The organism is Clostridium sp. UBA6640, from assembly GCF_002455975.1.
Classification (GTDB): domain Bacteria; phylum Bacillota; class Clostridia; order Clostridiales; family Clostridiaceae; genus Clostridium_J.
Genome location: NZ_DKLM01000143.1, coordinates 23382 through 48153, shown reverse-complemented (window position 1 = coordinate 48153; position 24772 = coordinate 23382). Strand labels below are relative to the sequence as shown.

Here is a 24772-nt window from a genome sequence, read left to right as displayed (position 1 = left end):
TTAAAAAGTCATGATTTTCCAAAAACCCTATAAAAAACTATTATTTAAAATTTCTTATAATCTTTCTCATGTCTCCTATCATATATAATGAACCAGATATTAATAATAAATCATCATCATTACAGTATGAAAGTGCCTTTTTATATGCTTCTTCATAACTATCTATGGCTTCACAGCTAACTCCTAGCTTTTCTATTTCTATCTTTAAGTCTTCTGCAAGCTCAGCCCTATCGCTATGTGGAGTCACTGAAATTATTCTTTCTGCCTTAGGTGCAATGGTTCCAATCATATCTTCAACCTGTTTATCTGCTAATATTCCAAGAATCAATATTAACTTATTATATTTAAAATATAAATCTATACTTTCTGTAAGTTTTTTAATTCCATCAATATTATGTGCCCCATCGATAACAACCAGTGGATTATTTTTCATAATTTCTAATCTTCCTGGCCATTGAACACTTTTTAAACCATTGATAATATTATCCTTACTTATTTTTGCTCCTAAATTCATAAGCTCTCTAGCAGCATAAACAACTACTGTAGAATTTAGTATTTGATGCTTGCCTAGCAATGATAGCTCATAACTATCAATATATTCATTCTTTAAATTAATTTGTTGAGTTTTAATTTCTTTTCCTTCTAATGTGTTAGAAGTTACTGCAACATATTCTGAAATATCTCTAGGAACCTTTATAAGTTTAGAATTTTTTTCCTTACAAGTTTTCTCTATAACATCTTCTGCCACTTCTTCCTGTGGAAACAATACAACTGGAACCTTTTCCTTTATTATTCCTGCTTTTTCATAAGCTATTTTATCTAAAGTATCTCCTAATATTTGAGTATGGTCTAAACTTATAGAAGAAATAATACTTAAAATAGGAGTTATAACATTTGTAGAATCTAATCTACCACCTAATCCTACTTCTATTACTGCATAATCTATATTTTTTTTATAAAAATACAAAAGTCCTGCACAGGTTATTATTTCAAATTCTGTAGGGTTAATATATCCTAAGTCTACAACTTTAGAAACAGCCTTCGATACCTCCGTTACTACTTCTGCTAACTCTTCTTTAGGAATATTAGTTCTATTAATTTGTATTCTTTCCTCAAATTCCTCTATGTACGGCGATGTATAACTCCCTACATTATATCCCGCATCCATAAGTATAGAAGTAAGCATAGCAGTAGTTGACCCTTTTCCATTTGTCCCCGCCACATGTATAGTTTTTATATGTTTATGTGGGTTTCCTAAAAGCTCTAATATTTTTTCTGTTCTATCAAGACCATATTTGCTACCGAACTTCGCAGTTTCCTTTATATATTTAATCGCCTCATCGTAATTCATGTATTAACCCCCTAATATAAAATATCTTATTATATTTTACATTAGCTTTACCATATACTCAACTTTAATAATGTATTAATTAAATAAATTTATAAATTAAATAATAGGTTAAGATATCTATATTAAAATATTATGTATAGTTAAAAGACTATGCTACATAATCCTTGTACAATTTTACATTTTTTCATATACTGTAACTTTGTTTCTTCCAGTTTTCTTACTATAGTATAAAGCTTTATCTGCTAAGGAAATTAACTCATCAATAGTTTTTCCACTTCCACTATCTACAGCCCCAAAACTTGCAGTTACACTAACTTCTTCAGATTTTTCATTTCCTATTTTATATCTTGAAAGATTATCTCTTATATTGTTTAATCTCTCATATATTCCACTACTTTCTGCATTATTAAAATATACTATAAATTCTTCTCCACCCCATCTATATATTTCATCATATTCCTTTATACTCTTTTTGATAAACTGACTTACTTCTTTCAAAACAACATCTCCAAAGTCATGGCCATAGGTATCATTGAACTTCTTAAAAAAGTCAATATCAAATAGTGCTAGTGTAAACTTTTTATTCGAATCAATTTGTTTTTGTAGATGCATTTTCATATAATTTCTGTTATATACTTGAGTTAAATTATCTTTCATTGCCATAGATGTTGTCTCATCATGGTAAATACAATTTTGAAGAGCTATAGCTATATTTTTTATAACCAATTTAAAAAATTCTAATTCAAATTGGTTTTCTTTATAATCCTCATGGTTTTCTATAAATATAGCTCCTATTTGTTTACCCTGCTGATTTAAAGCTATTAAATAAGAAAATTTAATCTTTCTTTTATTAGCAGATTTGTAGTTTAAATAACTTTCTGAAGATCTAATTTTGCCTGCTCCACTCATACTTTTTATAGCTTCATTACAATACTGCTCAATATCGGATATATATTGACTCTCCACATTTGAAGCTATATTTATTAGTTTATCCCTATCAATTAAAATACTACAATAATCTAATTTATAATTATTCCTAAGTATATTTACTATTGATAGCGCCGAACTTTCTAATGTAAATGTGGTATTGCTGTTTATTCCTGAATCTAATATGCTTCTCATTATATTGTTTTCTTTTGTTGAAAATGAACTTGTTCTCAGCTCATCTATTTTTTTATCATACTTTCTTTTCATAAACAGAAATGAGGTAATATAAATAAATAAAAATATTACTATTAAAAGAATATATTTAGCCATAATTCCCTCCCTAACAGCAAGAACTAATACTTTTTTAGTGTGTTATATTAGTTCTAAAATCATCTAAAGTACTTCTTTTGTTATTATAAAGAATAACATCACCTTCTGTATATTTGTTTGATTTTGGACCACCTTCAGCCTTCCACTGGTCAGGTATATATACATAAATTTGGTCTGTACTTAATGTTTCAATTCCGTTTTTATGTGCTATAATTTGAAAATTAATAAGTATTTCTCCATCTTCTAAAATATTTTCAGGTCTTGGAGAGTCACCTTTTTTTACAAATATAGCTGTTTGAGGTATAAGGTATTATAGGAATAGGTAAGGCTTTGATTTAATCTCCACCTTTTCCCCTCCTCCAAACCGTACATGAGAGTTTCCTACTCATACGGCTTTCCATCGATAATATATTTAATTAATAATACAATTTTCAGCCTTCAATCTATAATAATTTATTTTTTCTAACTGTTTTTTGTTAGGTCTTAAAATACTCATATATTTTCCTATTATTTCTTTCGTGGTTGCGTGTATAAGTTTATGAATTGGTTTTATTATATACACTAAATTTTTATATTCATCCGAACCGCCTTTTTCCTTTGGAATGATATGATGTATTTCCATATTGTTAGTTTCTAATATGTTTTTAGTAATACCACATAATCCATTTTGTCCAACATATAAAGATATCCTATTGTCATTATATTCTGTTGTCATTCCTTTTACAGGATTATTCATTATATGTTTTAGCATACGAATATTTATTTTCCCAAGTTTTTTATGTATTAATGCTCTACCATTTAGGGTATAACTATTAATTTCTTGGTTCATATTCATAGGTGGTTTGGTTTTTATAGCTTGTATTGGAAATAATACAATTTTGTATATGTATGATAATTTGTAATTATATTTACCATAAAATTTCATATATGTTTTGCTTTTCTCTCCATTTTTGCTATATAACTGTTTAAGCCTGTTATATGAGTATCGTTTGACTAAGAAAGCTATATCTTTAAAGTCTTTACTGACATCTGTTGCTACACAATAATACCCATGTAAACCTAGAATAGTTGAATTATATTCATTTATTGTTTGTTGATTTGGATATTTTTTAATTAAATTTATTCTATTCTTTATCTTGTTTACACAATTCCTTTTTGCTTTATCTGTTAATTTTGATTTACATACAAAATTTTTTCCTTTGGGTCTCACTCTTAGTTTTATTCCTAGAAAATTAGTATAATTTCTTCTAAGATTAGTTACTTTACTTTTTTCAGTATTAATTTCAAGATTTAATCTTTCCATTAACCATTTTCTAGTTGCATTAAAAACTTTATGTGCAGTTTTATAATCCCTACAGAATATTTTAAAGTCATCCGCATATCGTACAATAAACATTTCCTTTAGATTTGAATCTCCTTTTAAGGCTCTGAATTTGTTTCTATTTGTAGAGTATTCATATTCTGTTTTAAATCCTTCCCATTGACTATCTATCCACCAATCTAGTTCATTTAGAACTAGATTGGACAATAATGGACTTAATATTCCATCTTGTGGAGTTCCTTTTGTTGGTTTACCAAAACCTTTGATTTCTGCCTTTAGCATCTTTTTTATTACACTCAACAGGTTTTTGTCCCTAATTCCTTGTGTCCACATTTGTTTGATTAGTTTTCCATGGTCAACATTATCGAAGAATCCTTTCAAATCAATATCAACTGTATAATGCAGATTGTTAGCGTGTATGAATAGCATACATTTTGCTATAGCATGATGTGTATTTCTATTTGGTCTAAATCCATAACTATGTGGATGAAATTTTGCTTCGCATATAGGCTCTAATATTTGTTTAATACATTGTTGTATTATCCTATCTTCTATAGTTGGTATACCTAATGGTCTAGTTTTACCATTGTCTTTTGGTATCTCTACTCGCCTCACACTATGTGGCATAAAATTGTTAAGTCTATTTTGTATATAGTTTATTAATTTCTTAGTATCTTTTTCACCTATATCCAATATATTTTTTCCATTAATTCCACTAGTTTTGCTACCTTTATTCTTTTTTATGTTTCTGTATGCTAGTTTTATATTTTCTTCACTGCTTATCAATGACATCAAGTCTTTGAATATACAGTTATTTTTTGATTTTGCATATAAATCGTCAAATATTTCTTGTGTATCATAGTATTCATTATATCTAATTTTAGCTTTCTTTTTAGTTTTTCTTTGGTTGATTTCTGTCATTAGTCGGTTAATCACTCCCTAACGGAATTTTACCTCTCTTAGTCATACTCGAACCTAATGAATTAATTGATTATTAATTTGTATATTTCCGACTAGTGGCTATCCCTCCACCCTTTATTATCGGGGTTTCATAAGTACTGTGCCACCGCTCTCACGTTGATTAAGATATGTTATAATTATTTTTTTCTTTTTCCATATCAACACTTCCTAGATAATAAGCTCTCCATGTTCAACGCTTTCCACGTTCCAATAGTTCTATCCTTACATATATCCTTAGGTAGTTCCTATAAGCCTGTTTGCTTGATACTGCCTATAACAGTATAAGGTATTTCATAACGGAAAATTTTACTCTACCTCACAAACCCTACATTTGTAGTAACAACATTTCTATTGTTTCTGGTTTTAGACTCGTACATTCAGAACTTCGTCAGTTATATTTTATATAAAACATTCTTACCATAGATATTTTATGGACTACCGCCCTATCAATTACACTACTTATCGCTAAGTAGATTTCCTCAGCTTAAACTGTTAGGGTAATCTTCAGTCGACTTCACCTAGCTTATGACACTTCAATCCTTATTAATATCCATGCCACTAGGAGTATTATAGGAAGCATTTCAAGGCGTTACCCTATCATTCTACTTCTCAAACTATTAGTTCTACTAATAAAATATAATTATTTTAATTAGTGTCTAACCTTTTCAGTTAGAAACGTGTCGCACTACCATACCAATATTGTTCTTTACCATCCTTATATTGAACATCAGCAGGATATTTATGTTTCCATCCACCTATACCTAACCATTCTCTACCTTTGCATATTCGCACTGGCTTTTTAAGAATAAGTTCTGAAAGTTCTCCTATAGCAGTTTTCTTTCCCTTAACTTTCATATGAAGCTTTATTGTATCTTCATCACTTCCCATTTTTATAAAAGGATTATTATTAAGCTGATAATACATATCTACTGGAATTCTTTTATCATCTTTTACCCAATATAAGGTAGGTGTAATTACAATTTTATCTTCTTCCCTATATAAGTATTCACTGGTCACGTCAAAATAAAAGGCATATCCTTTTTTCATATCAGCATTTTTATATATAGGATTACTTGTATTATCAAGTGGTAATTTATCTGCTTTAAAATGTACTCCTGTAGGCTTAGTATCCTTCCAAAATACTTCTTGCCATTTAGGATCTCTAACATCTGTAACTTGAAAATCTCTTAGTTTTATAGGATCTTCATATGGTCCGAATACTTTATAAGTATAGTTACCTGCTGTATCCCATAGCTCTATATGAAGATACAAATTGTCTCCAACAGGTTTTTCTATTTCCTTTTTAATTCTTTCCTGGTATCTATCAGTATAAGTATATGGGCTTGTGTAGATTACTTCGTATTCTACATCATTCTTTTTATTTTCAAATGTCCATCCATACTGAATTTTAGCTACTCCTGAAAGATTATCAGAGGCTGTTAACTCTCCATAGAATCCGTCATCTATACCCTTTTTACTAGGTTTCCTTACAGCTCCATTTTCTACTGAAAATATTCCTGGCTTAATATTAAACTCTACCTCTGGATCTGTTCCATCAATATAATAGGTACTCTTACTATCTGCATTATCATTTGTAGCTCTATCAACTGCATTTACAGCAATTTTATACATTCCATCATGTAACATTACAGTTTTACTATAACTCTTTTCTGCATGTGGTAGGCTATCACTATTATTTCTACCATAATGGCTAGAGTCAGTAACATCTACACTACCATTTGCAAATCCTGAAAGGTCATCATCTACAGCTACCTTTACTGGATAAGGTACTGGATCTTTAACCCACTTTGATTGTGGATTATCAATATGAATTTCAGGCTTTGTCCAGTCTATATTATATAATCCTGATTGACCTTTTGGATCAGGTGGTGCATTAGGAATATCCATGCCTGAAAGAGTATCATGTCCATCAGGTGGTGAAGGCTCACTATATTCGGCTTGTCCCCATCTTCCTGTAGCTTCTAATTTTAGACCTTCTCCTTCTTTTTCAATATATACAGTTCCTCCATCACCTCCGAAACTTCCGTTGCCATCTCCTGTTACTGTAATGTTATCCAGTGGAAATCTAACATCAAATGTTTCAGAATGATCCATTTCTATTGGCGTTCCTGGAACTTGTACTTCAACTGGTGGATTTCCTACTAAAATTGTTTCAGGTTCACCTTCCTCATAGTGATGCCAAACAACACTCCCTTGTCCAATAGCAGGGTTTTCACCATCATATTTGACTTCTATAGGATATCTACCAGTACCCTCACCTGTCTTTCCTAAATTTACCCAATCGGTTTCGTTTGGATTGAATATTATTTTCCCACCATTAGGATCTGTAGTTACACCCCCATCACCTGGGTTACTTCCTTTAAGTATATAATAGAAGTGTACGTACCAATTTGTGGATATTGTTGTTATTTCGAAATTAATTGTTTGTGAATAGAACTTGTCTATATGATTATTAATAGCATCGTTTGGATTTCCTTGATTATGCTCAACTACTGCATACACAAATTCTAATCCCTCTTTTCTATCTTTTGGAGAAGATACAGTTATATTTTCACTTCCATCTACTTTGAATTTTTTGTCCTCCCTTCCGAAGAAATCCTTACCATTTTCTTGATTTTTAACAAATTTACCTGAGCTATCAAGTTCATTATTTACTATAGTAAGCATTACTTCGGCTTCTCCATATGACGGTTCAAACCAATAGTAAACTTCTACATCATTGTCTTTAACTTCAACTGTAACATTCTCTGAACTACTTTTACTACCACCTTTACCAATCGTAGAATATTTAAACTTCCAGTTAGGATTAGTTGGTGTAGGTGCAGCAGTTTCTACATTTACAGTGCTTCCGATAATCTCAACAGATTTCTGTTTAACATTGAAAATTTCACCTGTTCCAATTAGCACTCCATAATATTTTACAGTTCTAGTTTTAGAACTTGCTTTATAATAAAAAGTTACTTTCGACCGAGAGCCTTCCGTTACATGTACAACCGCGTCTTGAGGACTTTTTTTAATACCATCTTGAATTGCATATTGACAAACATACCCTGATACTGAAGCAGGACTTGCTGTCTCATCTACATAAGACTTTCCATCTAATTTTACTGGTTGTGTTCTAAATGGTGCTACATGCTGTCCTGTATCTATATCAAGATATTCTATGTCTATATAACCAAAGTCATCTGAAGCAAACACCTGAGTAGTTCCGAAAATATTTATTAAAAATACTAAGGATAAAACTAAAAACAAAAATTTTGACCTTTTTTTCACGTTTCTAGTCAACCCCTTTTAATTTTTTCTCTGCTCCATCCTTAACTATAGCTTTTCCACCAACTAAATAAACATTTTTAGTATCCCTATATTGGTCTAATAAATTCTTTTTAAGATTCCCACTAGCATCATTTTTAAAAGTTTCTTTTAGATTATCTCCTGTAAAAACAACCGGCATATTTAGTTTGGCGGCTAAAGCTCCACCAGCTAGGGCATCTGGAAAATTTTCACCTGTAGCCATCATCACATTATCATCATTTCTTAGCATAGCTTCATTCAGATTATTTATCCCAAGATTTGAAGTATATTTATTTTCATTTGCTCCATGCATATAACAATTAGGAAGATTCTCTAAAAAATCCTCATTAAAGTACGGTAAAAAAGAATATATTCCTAATTTTTCTGTAGGGATTTCTTTATAGTTTTGACCTTCTGCTGCTTTATCTATAAGTTCTCTTAACCCTTTAACATCATCTATTTTTACTTCATTTGAAGGTAACAATACTATAGCTGTATCATTACGTCCTGACATTCCTGCTAATGTTAAAGCATCAGTAAATCTATATCCATCTACTAAAAATATAGATTTATATTTGTATCCTGTAAAATCTATTGGTGCATTTGCTAAACGATAATCTAAAACCTTATTTGCTATTTTTAAAGATGTTTGGTATCTATTCTCTCCTGCTAATCTTTCTACTGTAATTCCCATTGATTTAAGTTTATTTTCTACATTTTGAGAAACTACACCAGTCCCGCCTACTATAAATACTTTTTTGATTTTAAGCTTTTTAAGTTGTACCTCTGTTTTAATATTTAACTTATCTTTTTCAGTTAAAAGTAATGGTGCATTATAAATCTTAGATAATGGTGCTGAAGCTATTGAGTCTGGATAATCAAATGCGTTTGCAAGAACTACATTTTCTACCTTCTCATTATTTTTGTCTGATAATCTTTTAAATTCATTTGATACTGATATTGCAGTCTCAAATCTATCTTTCCCCTCTAATCTTTTTATATTGTATCCATAGGATGACTTAGTAAATCCATCATTTGCTTCTGCCTTTACTTCTGGAGCAAATCCTAATAAAGACACTCCTAAAAGTCCTAATGCTATTAATTTAGTAAAATTTTTTTTATTTAACATAACATATCCCTCTCATTTCTCTCTATTTTATATATCCCAATCTAATTACATAAAGGATGGGGATAATAACCATTTTTACAAGCATCAATAGGACTATCAAATATTACATCTGAATTAGTTTTATTATTACATTTGTCAGTATGATAATATTTGACTCCACTTTCTTCGTTTCCATAAACATTATGATTTCTTACTACTCTAGCTACACCAAAGCCATAGGTATTATAAAGCTCAATTCCATTAAGCGGCAGCCCTTGAAAAAAAGCTATAAAAGTTATATCATTAATTGCTTTTTCATCTATTAGTGGTAGTTTAAGAGTATAACCCCATCCATTCTTTAATGCTATCTCATTATTTAAACTACTATAATATTCTAAGTCCTTTCTTATGGAATCAACTATTATTTGCCTTCGCATTTGATCAAATTTATCACTAAAAAGCATATTTTTATATTTATCTTTAAATTCTTCTTGTTTACCTTGTAATTTTTCATTTGTATTCATATCTGTAACATAAACAAAATCATCTAATGTAAGGTTAACTTTTATATTATTCTTATTATCGTAATATAAAAATTCTTTTTTAGGTTGCCATATTTCTTTAACTTTGTTTTTACCATTTTCAATAACTTCTGTCCAAGTATTTATATAGTACCCATCATAGCCTACAGTTAACTTTATAGGCACTTTATCTAAAAAAGCCTGCTGCTTCATATAGTCGTTTTCAATATTAAGATTTAAAAACATACTCTGATAAAATCTCCATAGAGCTTTATCTAAATTTAAATTAGTAGTTTTAAAATTTATATTTTTTCCTTCTCCTAAAGTTTCTATTGATTCATTATCTATTGGATCTAATAATGTCTTTGCTGAGTCTTTTACTGCATTATCAATTATTTCGTTGTATCTTACTTTCAACGCTTCTGATTCTATCATTCTCTTTTGTTTAACTCCAACTGGAATTGATACAACTCCTATAACTATTAAAATAACCACAAATAAATCAGTTAATTTCATTTTCTACCATCCCCCCGTATGTGGAGAATATTAATGTATTATTTTCCTTAGTTCCACCCATTACATTCCAAAGTACCCTACTTCCTCTAGTGCCTTTATCTCTAACAGTTACAGTAAAATCATCACCGATTCTCATCAAATATCTTTTGTCCTTGTTATAAATTTCATTTAATATTTCATTTTCATTATGTTTAAAATATTCAATACTATAAGGCTTTTCAGGTGTATATTCTTTTAAATCTTCACTTAATGGATAATATTTAATACTCCTGTGAAGCATCTCTACGTCATAAATCCTGCCCGTATTTGTAAGTTCCCTCATAAAACTATCATACATTTCTCTATCTATATAACCTCTAGTTCTTACTTCCTTCTGAAATCTATTATTAATTACATTTACCTGGTTATATACCATTCTATCTATAATCCAAAACATATCATAAGTAATCATCACCATTAAAATTACAGCAATAATTATACTAACTACCTTGGAAATCGAATTGTTCATAAATCCTCCTTATAAATTTCCCTCACTTTTAAAGTGAGGGAAGTAAATTATAAAGCTATTCTTGTGTTAATTTAATTTTGTTAACTGTATCATTATCTGTCTTTTCTAATTTAGATTTAAACTTTCCCGTAGGTTCAATATAATCAGATTTACTAATATCAGTTATATTATAAGATGTAGCTGAATTATAGCTTGTTGTGGTTTTTTTTGTGGAAACCGAAACCGTAAAATTGCTGTCAGCATAAAGCCTTATGGCATTTATAGCTTGTGTTCCTGAAACTGTTGTTCCATCATATTCAGTATATTTGGAATTACTTATGGTTTGAGTTATATCATTAAGACTCGTATCTGCAGATTTGGTCATATTATTTGCTTTTCCATAGAAGGAAAGTCCCATAGCTATAATTCCTACTGTTATTAAAATTCCTACAGCAAACATAATTGCTTTTTTAATATTATCCATTATATTGTCCCCCTCAAATCTTAAAATTGTTTAATATATTGTCTAATTCTATATAGCTTGTCCACACCAATGGCAAAACAAAGTAAATTACTACAGTAACATACATTGGAATAAATCCCAAAAGTTCTCCCAAACTTACTCTTTCATGGACTATTCTTTTATTAAGCTCTTTTCTTTCTTCTTCAAAAAATTCTCTTTCACTTTCTAATGATTCAAATGCTTCCCATAATTTTATTTTTTCACTTATAATTAAATTATCAATAATCTTATTAAATGGCTTATATTTTACATCTTCCTTTAATTGCTCTAAAGCTTCAACAATCCCATTTTGTAAATTATTTTGGCACTTTCTTATAGGATTTTTAAATACATCTGAAAATCTCTCCATCCATTCAAGTATCATTTCAATAGAAGCTTTTTCATGATGCATTAAAAGTAATATAATTGTATAAAATTGAAAAACCTCAGTATCCATATCAGCTTGCCTAAGCTTTTTTTGAAATTTTAGTACCCATATAGGTATATCTGTAGCAAAAAATCCTACTACTATTGCTAAAATGATGTGATACCACTTAAAATATTGATTATTTAAGTAATTTAACTTATTTTCAACTCTTATAATAGCCTCCTTTAATATCTCGTCATCATCAATTCCATACTCCCTCATATATTTGATTAAATTTTTTGTTGTAGTTTTATATATTTTATCTTCATTTTTAACTTTAGCTATAATTTCACTATCAAATTTTCCTACATCCACTTGATCTTTCCCAATAACTATCACATTATTAAAAGAAGGAGTTATAAATCTATAAGAAGAGTTATTTAAAACATTGTCTATATGGATTCTTTGCAAAGCTACAACTGATATAATAACAAAAATAAAACCTAAAAGTCCTGAAATTATTCTTCTAAGATATAACCACTCAATAGTTAAATAGCTTCCCGCTTGTTGTAATAGATTTATTGCTTTATGATGATAGCTTGAATTTGGTTTAGGCATTGATATGTGAACTATTCTTTCTATAGGTTTAATTTTTAATAAGGCTTTTTCCCAACTTTTTTCTTTTACTGTTAGCTTAATTTGTTTATCATTATATTTTTCCAATTGTCTTAATCCAATAAAACATACTAAAGCAACAGTTAATATAATTATTCTAGCTATAATATCCAAAGAACTATTATAAAAAAAATTGGCCTGAGGAAAATTATTTTTCATCCATTTTTCCATTATATTAGGGAATATTATTGGAATTAAAGATATTCCTGTAAGAGCTTTTAACCAATAACGAAGCTGATCTCTTTTTAAAATTTCTAGCATTACTTCTTTCATAATATAATTCATATTTTTTATGAATACTGACATTCCATTTATTCTTTTATCTCCATATTCATTTGTTAAGAAAATGTATCCTGCTACAATTTTCAAGTACTTATTAGAACATTCCTCATAATAATTTTGTAGTGCATCTTCATCCTCAATAGCTTCATACATTTTCTTTCCCTGTACTGCCATAAGTGGTGCTGCCTTATTTATAGATTCATACATAGCTTCGCTAACTGCACTTTTAATATGAAATTGGTGTTTTAAATCTCTAATAAACTCAATTAATTCTTTTAAAAGCTTCGTATCATCTCCTATAAGTTTATCTATTGATATAGTTTTTAAATAATAAGATATAAAAAGCAATACACAAGTTATATATAGATTTTTACCATAGATAATATATAATGTTATAAATACACTTAGGGTCATAAACCATCCTAGAAGATAATAAACTATGGCTTTGTATCTCAATATATATTCATTGCTATCACTATTTGCATATAGTGATTTTTTTATATTTAATATTGAATTGCCTATTATAGGAATTGTAACTAATACATCATATGCTTTAAGAAATAACTTATATTTTTTAACATTATTTTTTTTATTTTTGTTAGAATTAGATTTTGTAATTAAATATATCGGTATCCAAACTGCTAATATAGCTAATACCATACATAGTATTATTAAATAATTTTTTAGCATAGAATTTATGTTACCTCCTCATTAAAAAATTCTTCAATAAACTTTTTAAAGGATTCCCTATCTTCTTTTAACATATTTTTATACATTTCTCTTATTCTTTCTTCACTGATGCTATTTTTAAACTCATATTTAGCTTTATCTATGTTATATTCAACTATATTAACAGCTCTATACTTCTTCTTCATAGTTATCTTTTCAAAAAACTCTACAGTAGTTTTCATAAAAGCATTTAATTTTTCATTCATGTTACCATAACTTTGAAAATCCATTGAAAAATTTTCTTCTTCAACAGGGATGCATTCTGTAATTCTTTCTATATATCTTTGTCCTTCTGCGGTGATTTCTAGATGAATATCAAAATCTAAAACACTTATAATTTGTTCTTCTGCGACACTTTCATTGGTGAACATATTAATATTTAATAAGGAATTTCTTAATGATTTAACTAAGTCTGAAAATTTTTTAGCATGATGAGTAAATAATGTAAATTTGCTTGCTACTTGTGCAACTTTAACGATGTATTTTACATCTGAGTCTTCAGCAACTTCTCCAACTATTGTTACTAATCCATTGGTTTTCTTTAATACATCCAAAGCCCTATCTCCTGATATATCTGGTGTTTCTTGTATAGTTACAATATTCCTATTAGGCATTTTTATTCTTAAATGAGTTTCAAAAAATTTTTCAGCAACTCTTAAGGTGTATGTAGGTAATATCTCTCTAACGAGTCCTATTAAAAGAGTTGTCTTACCACTTCCTTGTTGGCCGGTTATTGAAATATTAGTACAACCTTTTATCATATATTTACTTAGCTCTATTACTTTCTCTGCATTTCCACCTTTTATGATTTCTTTTAAATTGCCATCAACATCATATTTACGTATAAAACAAACCCAGCTTTCACAAAATGGTGGTCTAAACACAACAACCCTACAATTATCAGCAGTTGTATTAAATATATAACCATCCGATTGAGAAAATTGACCTGGATTATTAAATTTATATGAGTTTTTACACACTCTTTCAAGCTCTTTATAGCTTCCAAAGCTCATAAAATTTAGATGTATTTCTTTACCTTCATAATAGAGCCAGATGCTATCATAACTTTTTGGTATATATTCTAGCCTGCTTCTTAAAGAACTTAAATCTATTTGTGAATTTGATAAAAAGTCTTCTGGTATTCCTGAAACGCCTAAAGATAGGCCATTGACTCTCATGTCTCTAATTTCATCAATTACACCTAATCCTTTATAAATTGAATAAACTCTTTGGGTTATAATTTTTAATTTATCTTCAAAACATAATTCTATGCTTTCTTTGTTAAATATAAGCTCTATATCATTATGTGAAATAAAATACATTCGCTCTTCTTCCCAATATCTTAAGGTATCCAAATTATATTCCTTTATTAATATCTTTAAGCCGTTGTATCCATATCTCTTTTTATAATGATGCAATATTATTTCAAACTTATCTTGTATTGTAAGGCTTGTAGCTTTATTAAAATTAATTATAAAGTTTATATTTTCTTCATTAATCCCATACACTTTTGTTATTAAATCTTCTATATAACTTTTTACAAATTCTTTAGCACCTAAATCACCTATTCCGCATCTTTTTAAGCATTGATTAAGCTTTTCCTTTCTTACTTTCTTTTTCTCATATTCTTCTATAGTTAAATTCCTTTCCTCAATAGTATTTTTTAAAAGCTCATCTATTGTATCTCTTATAAAAATCTTTACATTCTCTATCTTATATCTTTGCATATCCCTATTATCTTTTAACATATCTCCACCTATGAACTCATTCCTAAAAGTAATTTAAATTGCTTTAATATTCCGTAATGTTCTATTGGCTTTTCTAAATTTTCAATATCAGTATTAATATTTTCTAATATATTATTGCATAGCATTTCTACCTCTTTAAAAAATAAATAATTATTACTATTACTTTTCACTTTCCTATTTGAAAGAAAAAAATTTAATACACTATGGTTATTATTAGAATCCATGAATTCCGAACTATATGGTATACAATATATGTTATCCTTATAGTTATAAACCTTTTTTACATATCTACTACTACACTTACTATTAAAATCATATCTACCTAAAGCTATAATAATCTTTTTACTTTCTAAAACTTCTTTCAATTCCTTTTTATTAAAGTACTCTCTTATAACTCTTTCATTTTGAGACAAATTTACAACTATAATATCTGATTGTTTTAGAACTTTATTAGTTATATCATTTTCCATTCCAGAATTTAAATCTACTAGAACTAAATCATAAGCTTCATTAGCACAATCTAAAATCTTTATAATGCTATTAGACATGTCCTCAAATAGTTCTTTTTTGCATTTACTACTTCCGGTTAGAATATCTAATCTATTATCAATTAATGTTTTAGTATAGCTACTAAATTCATTAGAGCTTAATCTACCTGATTTACTTAGTCTTTCAATAGAATCTATTCCTATATCATCAAAATTAATGGAGCTTTTATTTTCGCTGTCACTAAAAAATGCATTTTCCATATTAGATTTACTATATTGAGTATGGGTAAGTAATATTTTAAAATCATAATTCATTGCTATATAAATGGCTGTAGCTATAGTATTTGAAGTTACTCCTGCTTGTCCATGATAATTACTCCAAAATGCTATTTGCATCTCTAAACCCGCCTTTCACTGGTTATCTTTTTAAATGTTTTACTATCCACAAAAGTAATTATATTAGTGAGCTCATACATTGCCTTTTTGAAATACTCTGAATATCCTTTGAGTGATATTTTTCCATCTAATTTATTTTCATAGCTCCATATTAAATCTTCTTCTAAAAATGGAATTTCTACGTCTTCATTATTTAAGACTGCTATTTTATTATTCAAACTAGAGAGTAACTCCTCTAATAAATACCTTTTGTCATATCTACTATCAACAATTTGATTAAATATAAAATGGAGTTTAGTAGAATTTATATTTAGTTCCTTTAAAATTTTTTTGTTTCTTATTAGTTTATCCTTATCACTATTCTGAGTGATAAAAATCCTGCTACTTTCTTTTACCAATCTATTATCCACTACCCCATCAACTTCAATAAATATATAATTATATTTATTTAGTTCTACATTTTCTAATAAAATTTTATAATCTATATCTAACCTATTACAGTTTAAAGGATTATCAACTAATATCGATATTTCCTCCCTAATAATTGGATTAAATTCTGTTAAGGACACCTCACTTTCTACATCAGTATTATATTCAAAATAGTTAAATATCCCCTGACTATTAGTTGTATCTATAACTAATATAATATTACCTAACTTAGCTAATATTTTAGCTAATATGATCATTGTATGACTTCTACCTGTACCATTTGCCCCTATAAATAAACTGATATCCATATTCCTGTTCCTCCTACTCTATAAACATAGGTTTAAACTCATCTTTTGATTTATCACTATGATTTTTAGTGATATCTATCTCTTCCTTATTGTTTCCATTATTATTTTCTTGATTTATTCTGTTTTTTAACTCTTCCTGCGAACTTCTAATTACATTAGGATCCTTTTCTATAATCTCTTTTACGTTTTTATTTATTTCATAAGTAATTTTAGCTGGCGGCTGATTTTCTGGATCTACATATATAGTTGTATATAATACTGCTCCCGTTAATGATGCTAATACTGTAGAATTGTTAATATAATTTCTTTCCTTTTCTGTAATATTAGTTATCATTATTCCATCATTTCTATCAAGTATTTTTTTCTTGGAAGCCACTACAAAATCACTACCATCCTTTTTTCTATATCTTATATCTATAAAATTTCCTGGTTGTAAATTTACATTAAGTAAAATGTGATCAAAATCTTGCTTTCTTAGATCTGTAGTTAGAATATCTTCTCTTTCTAGTAACATTGAATTAGTCACTATTGTATTAGCCTTTAAATTCATTCTGGCTACTTTATCTTCTATTTCTTCTCTATCTTTTAAAATATCTGTGGGTAATAATTCTTTATCATAGGTTACCGTCTTAATCATATCTTCTGTTATTAATTCTCCTTGATTAATATCCTTATTTAGTGCTATAATACCCATTTGATTCTCTTTCTTCGATAAATCAGCTAACAATTTAGATTTTTCTGACTTTTTCACTTCTGGGATTATATAAAATTGGTATACTATAACTACACCAATTGCAATTATAAAACTTACTATTAGTCCTTTTTTAAAACTTCTTTTAATTTGTTGTTCCTTAGTTAAATAAGTCTTTTTTAACATAACTACTCCCTTCTTGTACTACTTTCTAAATAGTTTCTGAAATAAAGTCTTCTTTTTCCCCTTAGACTTTAAACTATTCATTAATTCATCCATATCATTTTTAAATTTTTCATCTTTGCTAGAGATATAAGGACAAGTATTTGTAAACATCATATCCGTAGCAGCTGCTCCACAATTTTTTATAGTTACTATATCCTTAAAATTCAACTTCATATTTTTAATAAATCTTATGGTATTTTTTAATTCTGATCCTTCATAAAATATGTTGTTTAATACTACAACAGTTTTTCGAGGATTAAATATATCATTTATTTTTTTAACCATTCTTTCATTCAAATTGTAATGCATGTTATCATTATCAAAAATAAATAATATAGAAGAACTGTATGATATAGCTGATTTTAATAAATCATTTATTTCTGAATTACAATCTATAATTGTAATTTGACTATCAGCTTGTACTAAGTTCAAAATTTTGAGAAACTCTTCATTATTCAACTCTTCTTCACTACATAATTCACTTGTAAATATTCTAAGATTTTCATTAACATAATAAGCCTTGTCCAGAATTTTATTAAAGTTTTTGACTTTACTTACATGTTTTAAAGCACTTTCTTCTTCCCCATCTATTGAATAGTAGATATTAGCACTATATCCTTTATCTAAATTTATAACTGAAGTATTGTATCCTCTGCTGGCAAAACCATGTGCTACATTCCAAGTAATAAATGATTTCCCATTACTACAGCTAGACACAACTGCTATAGTTGCAGTATCTATTACTTCAATTTCTACTTCTCTTTCTACTTCCTTTTCAATAATAATAGGTTTTTCTACTTCAATTATTTTTTCAACTATTTTCTCAACTTCTTTAATTTCAATCTTAGGCTCATTTTCAACAGAAGGCCTATCTAAATAGACATATTTAATCTCTGGTTCACTTTTTTTATTTGTGCCTTTATTTTCTTCTAATTTAGATATTTTTATTTTCACTTCATTTATAGCATCATTCAATTTATTGGCTAAATCTTGAAAATCTCCCTTGAATAAAACTATACAAATTTCACTTCTTTTTAGTAAATCCAAAGCCTGTTCATACCACGATATTCTAATATCTACAATAGCTATATCATAATCACATATAACCATCTTTTCTTGAAGATTTTCTAATGATGTTATTTGCTCTTCAAAATCAATAGAATTAAACTCTGACTTTATTCTCCTATAACTATCTTCCGATTTTATTAAAGGTATAATTTTTAACATAAACTTCTCCTTTAAGTAAATTACATTATTTCAAATTGTAAATAATCTTTTTGTATAAGCTTAATCTACTATTTCAAATGTATTTATGTTATTTCTTATCTCTAAGTCATATTACTTTTATATTTATACTGTCTCTACACACTTTTACAAAAGTTATCCTCTTTAATTTCTTCATTTTCTTCTATAGTTTTTAAATCAAATATTTCTTTACTTTCGCAAAGATTATATTCCCAATATTTATATTGAACTTTATTGAGTAGTATAGGATTTTTAGCTCTCTGCCTTATTATCATTTTTTTATTATCTAATCTCATACATTCATCAATCATTAGCAAATTTCTTTGCTGATAGTTTTCACTACCGGATTTTTCATTAATGCTAAATAGCCCACCTTCACTCTTTTGAGATAATCCTTGAACTTTAATAGTTGTGTTTCCTAAACTATCACTACAATACTTTGCTGTAAATTGATCGTTCACCCCTAAGTAAACATGGGTATCACACATGGACATGATATCTTCAAAGCCTTTATCACCATAACGATCTTTCATTTGTGAAAGTGATTGCCATATCATCATAGGATATATTCGTCTTCCTCTCATAGTTCCAAGCATTTCTTGAATTCCTGGAATTTTTCCTATGTTAGCCATTTCCTCTAGTAAAAAATATACTGGAAATTCCAGCTTATTTTTAGTATTATAAGCTGTTTTATATAGCTGCTTAAATAAGGTATTTACTACTACATTTATAATCGGTGCAAAAGTTCTATCGCTATCAGGAATTAAAATAAATAAAGTTATAGGTTTATCCTTCATTGTCCCTATTTCGCCTATATCTACGGTAGTTCTACTTGTTATATTTTGTATTCCTTTTATTGAAAATAATTTTAATTTTTCGGATAATCCTCCTAATATATTGGATCTAGTTCTTTCACTTTCAGCTAACATTAAAAAGTTATTCCAAAGTTGTCTTGCTGCTCCTTTTATATTGTTATCCTCAAAAAAATATCTAGCATTATCTATATCACTGACATCTTCACTAGTTAATATTTGAGCAATCTCTGAAAAAGTTTGCTTTTCTTTTGGGTAAGCTTGTTTTACAAAACCTATAAGAGCTGCTAATAACTGAGCTTCTTGATTGTTCCAAAAGGCCATATCACCACTAGATTTGTCTCCATTAGAACTTTCAACAGAATCAATATATCCTTTTGCTATTTCCATTAGTGATTTATCATCATTTATAAAATCTAAAGGATTTAGGCAATCACCATATGTTAAGTGTATAAAATCAAGAACTTTAACATCATATCCATTTTTCTCTAAATAATCTGCGGTAAGGGAATATAATTCACTTTTAGGATCTGTTATTATAATATCTGCTTTTTCTTTTTTATCCTTATATACATTACATATATGAAATATATTGTTTAATACAAATCCCGTAGTTTTATTTGAACCTGGTGGCCCAATTACTACTTGCTGCATATTTAGCTCACCATTTACAGGATGATAGGCCGCTCTCATACCAATATCATAAGTTTTATTCTTTTCTATAGTTCCTAAAAACCAACCTAAATTATCTTTATAATAGTTATCTTTAATTTCTTTATCACTTTGCCATCTACTTGTACCATGAGATCCATAACCTTCAAATTGTTCAAATTTGTCTTTAACCTTAAACAATCCTAATCTATTGATAATGTAAGAAATCAAAAATATAATAATTACAACCAGTCCTAATCCATTAATTGGATTTTTTAAGTTTAGAAAGCTTCTATAGGTTTCTAAACTTAAAATTATCGCTTTTATGTAGTTACTTGGAAATAAAGAGAAATCAAATCTGTATAATTCTATTGTTTCTCTAAAAATTCTAGCTAGAATAGGAATACCAATACATAATATAGCAAATAAAATTGAAAATATTATCAGCCCTTTTTTCTCTTTCATAACTTCCCCCTTAATGTATAAATTCATTAACAACTATTTCCTGATATGACCCTTTACTACATTATAATTTAAAATTCTTGAAATTAAGTAATATTATACCATTAAATCCACATTATTTCAATAAATTGTCGATATAATAAAATATAGAGATATGGCAGTCGAAATTGAAGTCATTTTAAAAGAGCTTAAAAATGAAAAATTATAAAAATAGAACTAATCTGTCTTTTTACTCTTACGAATAGACCAAAAGCAATCTGAATAATTCAAAATTGTTAAAGATAAAAAAGCTAGAGAACTATTAATCTCTCTAGCTTTATTTATGGTGTACTAGCAAAATTCTGAATTAATACCTTTGGATTCGAATCTATATACTTAAAACTTTCTACATTTTGCTGAAACTTATATATCAATACCTTAAACAATATATAATTCTAATAGAGTTCAGGCATTTTTAGATATATTCTTAAAGATTGCTTACAATACAAGCTCTTAAATAGTGATAGGAAAAATGGGAAAACTCTCCTACATGGTTAGCCACTATTTTACAAAATATATCCTCAAAAGACCTACAGTGCCGTTACACTGTAGGTCTTTTATATACTTATGACATATATCAAAGTCTTATGCTTTCTGTATTTTATAATGCTTTTAGTTAACTATATTTACTATATAAAAAATTTAATATTAGATATACTTTAACTTTATATATTAATTAATCTAACCCCAAACCTTTTCTCTTATTTAATATATGTTTCTCAATATTATTAGCTACTTCTCTTGGGTCATCACCTAATGCAATTTTACCACCTGTTAATCCCTCTACATCTTCAGTAAGTAGTTTTACAAGTTGTTTTGCACCTGTTAAAAATGGAGTTGGAGATAAATGTGTATAGGCCCCATAAGCTACAGCAAATACACCATCTATGGTAGCTTTTTGCTCCATCCACTCAGGAGCTGTTACAGCAATAGGAAGCTCTGGTATATCAACATCAAGATGGTTAGCCAGTTCTGTAACAAGCATAGATATTCTTCCTGTATCAGTGCAGGTTCCAAAACTTAAAACTGGAGGAATTTTCAGCCCATTACATACTTCTTTTAGTCCTTCACCAGCCATATTTATTGCATCTAAATTACATAGTCCTGCTACTTCAAGTGCATGATTACCACATCCACCTGCTACAACTAAGATGTCTTTTTTAATCAATTCTTTTACTAAATTAATTGTGTTCCAATCTTGAGGACCATTTCTTAAAGTGGAACAATTGGCTAAAGCTACTATTCCTTTAATTTTACCTGCTGCAATAACATCTACTAATGGATCTAATCTATTTCCTAAAGCTTTTACAACAGCTTCAGTAGAAAATCCTGCTATTGCCTTCTGTTTCATTTTAGGAACCTTAGGCACAATATTGTCTTTTCTTTTTTTAAAGTTTTCTATCGCTAGATCTATTAGTTTATCCGCCATTTCATCTACTTTTGAAGGACTATAAGGAATCATATGATTTAGCCCAGGAATACCAATGATAGTACTTACTCCTACTAATGTTACTTGGTATTTTTCAGCATAATGATCTATTGCAGGTGGAGAGCAGTTTTCCTCCATTGCCAAAACATCAACTGTACCAGTAGCCAAAAGTGGCTCTATTGCTAACCAGTTCCCCATAAGCCCTACAAATACATCATCTACTTCAAATCTTTGCAATAATTCCTGACCTGTTTCAATTGAGCCAACTATTCTAAGCCCTTTTGCACCAGCTGCTTTTGCTCTCTCCTGTACTTCCTGCATCTTTGCCTTTTGTAGAGTAGCTACCCCAGGCCAAGGTTGATGCCCATTAAATACAATATTTACGTATTCTGGGTCCATAATTCCTAAATCAACATCTACCTCATGGGGAGTAGGAGTTCCAAATAATATATCCTGCACCATTTCAAGGCCTATTTGTGCTGTATAAATAGTGGCTAACCCTAAACTTAATGATTTTTTTGCTAGAGATACATAATCTCCGTCAACATTTGTTAGACAGCTTGCTACTGCATTTTGTTCTTCATGAACTACCCCTGAAGGATATATTCCAAGATCTTTCCAAACCTTTTTTCTCTTTCTTGGTGCAAATACATCTACCATAACACTCGGTTCTTCAATATCCTTACCCATTTCAGCTTCTAAAAAATTAGCTAAGTCTATAGCCATTTTATTAATATCTTGATTTGTATTAATTCCAACCTTGTCACACATCCATCTAAGCTTATCTACATCTTTAATTGTGAATGGAGTTTTTCCTTCTCCAGTTGCCCTTAATGTTCTAAAAGCTTCATAGGCATGGTGTCCATATGTACCAGCTCCCATAATATTTCTTAATAACATATTTCTCATTGCCATGGCATCTGGCCCAATACCACAAACACCTTTACCCTGTTCCCCTTTAAGATTAATTCTACATGGGCCGTGAGAGCATAATTGGCAACTTAATCCCTCTAGGCAAAACTTACATCTAATTTTTTCTTGAGATGCCCATCTATCAAATACGTTTGACATGCCATCTTCTCTAATCCTTATTAGCATTTCTTCTACAGAATCGTGATAACTAACACGTCCTTCAGTTTTTTCTAATATAGTTTCACTCATTTTAATATACCTCCTATCCTTTATTTACAGCTTAATAAAATATTTAATTCCATACCTTCCTTTGCTTTTATGCTAAACCTTTAATTTACATATATAATTAGGTTTATATTAATTTACTATTTACAAAACAAAAGGAGCTCTACAATATCTTAAATAAAGTTTCACTTCTAATAATCACCCCTATTGTTCTATTATTATTTATAAATGGTTTTTTATACCTTTTTGCATTAATATGTTCATCTACTAAAATATCTGTAAATTTCTNNATATCTATAATATTTTAGGATGTAAAAATTATAGATTTTATAGATGATAAAGATATAGATTTAAGTAGTTTAACAACACCAAAGGTAGATATATCTTTATTAAGTAAAGTTATAGGTGAAGTAACTAATCCTCAACTTAAATAACTGTTAACTAGTCAGCTTAATTCTTGCATTAATAATCATTTTAAATTATCTAATATAGTAATAAGCAGAGGATGTTATCCTGCTTATGCTACTCCACAAAAACAACTTAAAAATGATTTGGCTAAAGCTGAGAAAATTATTAAAAATGCTTTTTTATTTGGCAGTTTTAATAAAAAAGCCATGAGTTAATCTAAAGTAACTCATGGCTTTAAAATATTTCGTATAATTAAGTACTAATTACATTGTAGTAAATCTATGATTTTTAATTAATAAACATTTCTACATCTTGCAAATATATCTTTATTTATATTTAGAAAAGTTCTATTATAAACTCTTATATTTTTCTATATTTGTTTTATATAAATTTGATAAATACTTCTCTGGCTCAGGCATAGGATGAGATTTATTTGATTTTGTAATCTTTTCATATTCATTGTATTTTTTAATTATCCTATCCCATGCTTCTGGAAACATCTCCTTAAATTTATTTTTAAAATTTTCTTCGCTAATGTCTTTTTGTATCTCATTAAAAACAGCCTCTAATTTTTCTTGTTTATTAATGATTACACTACCTCTAGAAACACGTTTTTTTGCCATATCATTACCTCCTTCATACATAATTACTTCTACACTTCAAAAGCTTTTCCTTTATTGAAAATTCGACTATTTAAGCCTTAAATTTCTGCTAATTTTTTATAGCTACTTTACGCCATGCACTCTTTTCAATTTCCACAGTTAATAATACAACCTNNAGTAAGTGCTTTAATATAATTTTAAATTGCTATTTTATCTTCCTAATATACAAAGTGCTTCTTTTACTTTTCTAATAATTCATTACAAAATTCGTAAAAACCTCTATTTCCTATTTCCCATTTCCATTACTTTTTTAA

The 24772-nt window shown here is 28.5% G+C and carries 17 protein-coding genes; all 17 read right to left on the bottom strand.

Going from position 1 to position 24772, the window contains the following annotated elements:
• Positions 1-40 precede the first annotated feature (40 nt).
• On the bottom strand, positions 41-1351 hold the full coding sequence (locus B2W91_RS16060) for a bifunctional folylpolyglutamate synthase/dihydrofolate synthase (RefSeq protein WP_291582757.1): 1311 nt from the start codon (positions 1349-1351) through the stop codon (positions 41-43).
• Between the two features lie 174 nt (positions 1352-1525).
• Positions 1526-2608, bottom strand: a complete 1083-nt coding sequence (locus B2W91_RS16055) for a GGDEF domain-containing protein (RefSeq protein WP_291582755.1) — start codon at positions 2606-2608, stop codon at positions 1526-1528.
• Between the two features lie 412 nt (positions 2609-3020).
• Positions 3021-4850, bottom strand: coding sequence for a group II intron reverse transcriptase/maturase (ltrA, locus tag B2W91_RS16050; protein WP_291582753.1), 1830 nt, complete (start codon positions 4848-4850; stop codon positions 3021-3023).
• Between the two features lie 708 nt (positions 4851-5558).
• Entirely contained in the window at positions 5559-8183 is a 2625-nt protein-coding gene (locus B2W91_RS16045; RefSeq protein ID WP_291582751.1) for a hypothetical protein, read from the bottom strand.
• A 4-nt stretch (positions 8184-8187) separates the two neighbouring features.
• Positions 8188-9330 carry a cell wall-binding repeat-containing protein gene (locus B2W91_RS16040; protein WP_291582749.1) on the bottom strand — a complete coding sequence of 381 codons (1143 nt, stop codon included), beginning with the start codon at positions 9328-9330 and terminating at the stop codon, positions 8188-8190.
• A gap of 41 nt (positions 9331-9371) precedes the next feature.
• The gene (locus B2W91_RS16035; protein WP_291582747.1) at positions 9372-10346 is read right to left on the bottom strand and encodes a hypothetical protein; all 975 of its coding nucleotides are present in this window, start codon (positions 10344-10346) and stop codon (positions 9372-9374) included.
• A complete protein-coding gene (locus B2W91_RS16030; protein ID WP_291582746.1) occupies positions 10333-10854 on the bottom strand; it encodes a hypothetical protein in 522 nt (173 codons plus the stop codon). The genes B2W91_RS16035 and B2W91_RS16030 overlap by 14 nt, the downstream gene beginning before the upstream one ends.
• 55 nt (positions 10855-10909) lie before the next feature.
• Complete coding sequence (locus B2W91_RS16025) at positions 10910-11317, bottom strand: hypothetical protein (protein ID WP_291582744.1); 408 nt, start codon at positions 11315-11317, stop codon at positions 10910-10912.
• Positions 11318-11330: 13 nt separating this feature from the next.
• Complete coding sequence (locus B2W91_RS16020) at positions 11331-13349, bottom strand: hypothetical protein (RefSeq protein ID WP_291582743.1); 2019 nt, start codon at positions 13347-13349, stop codon at positions 11331-11333.
• A gap of 5 nt (positions 13350-13354) precedes the next feature.
• The gene (locus B2W91_RS16015; protein ID WP_291582742.1) at positions 13355-15136 is read right to left on the bottom strand and encodes a pilus assembly protein CpaF; all 1782 of its coding nucleotides are present in this window, start codon (positions 15134-15136) and stop codon (positions 13355-13357) included.
• 8 nt (positions 15137-15144) lie between these two features.
• Positions 15145-16020 carry a hypothetical protein gene (locus B2W91_RS16010; protein WP_291582740.1) on the bottom strand — a complete coding sequence of 292 codons (876 nt, stop codon included), beginning with the start codon at positions 16018-16020 and terminating at the stop codon, positions 15145-15147.
• 2 nt (positions 16021-16022) lie between these two features.
• Entirely contained in the window at positions 16023-16757 is a 735-nt protein-coding gene (locus B2W91_RS16005) for a hypothetical protein (RefSeq protein WP_291582738.1), read from the bottom strand.
• 13 nt (positions 16758-16770) lie between these two features.
• Positions 16771-17634 carry an SAF domain-containing protein gene (locus B2W91_RS16000; RefSeq protein WP_291582736.1) on the bottom strand — a complete coding sequence of 288 codons (864 nt, stop codon included), beginning with the start codon at positions 17632-17634 and terminating at the stop codon, positions 16771-16773.
• 18 nt (positions 17635-17652) lie between these two features.
• Complete coding sequence (locus B2W91_RS15995; protein WP_291582734.1) at positions 17653-18900, bottom strand: ParA family protein; 1248 nt, start codon at positions 18898-18900, stop codon at positions 17653-17655.
• Positions 18901-19034: 134 nt separating this feature from the next.
• The gene (locus B2W91_RS15990; RefSeq protein WP_291582733.1) at positions 19035-20846 is read right to left on the bottom strand and encodes a VirD4-like conjugal transfer protein, CD1115 family; all 1812 of its coding nucleotides are present in this window, start codon (positions 20844-20846) and stop codon (positions 19035-19037) included.
• Between the two features lie 712 nt (positions 20847-21558).
• The gene (gene cooS, locus B2W91_RS15985; protein ID WP_291582731.1) at positions 21559-23472 is read right to left on the bottom strand and encodes an anaerobic carbon-monoxide dehydrogenase catalytic subunit; all 1914 of its coding nucleotides are present in this window, start codon (positions 23470-23472) and stop codon (positions 21559-21561) included.
• 734 nt (positions 23473-24206) lie between these two features.
• Positions 24207-24479, bottom strand: coding sequence for a hypothetical protein (locus B2W91_RS15980; protein WP_291582729.1), 273 nt, complete (start codon positions 24477-24479; stop codon positions 24207-24209).
• Between the last annotated feature and the right edge of the window lie 293 nt (positions 24480-24772).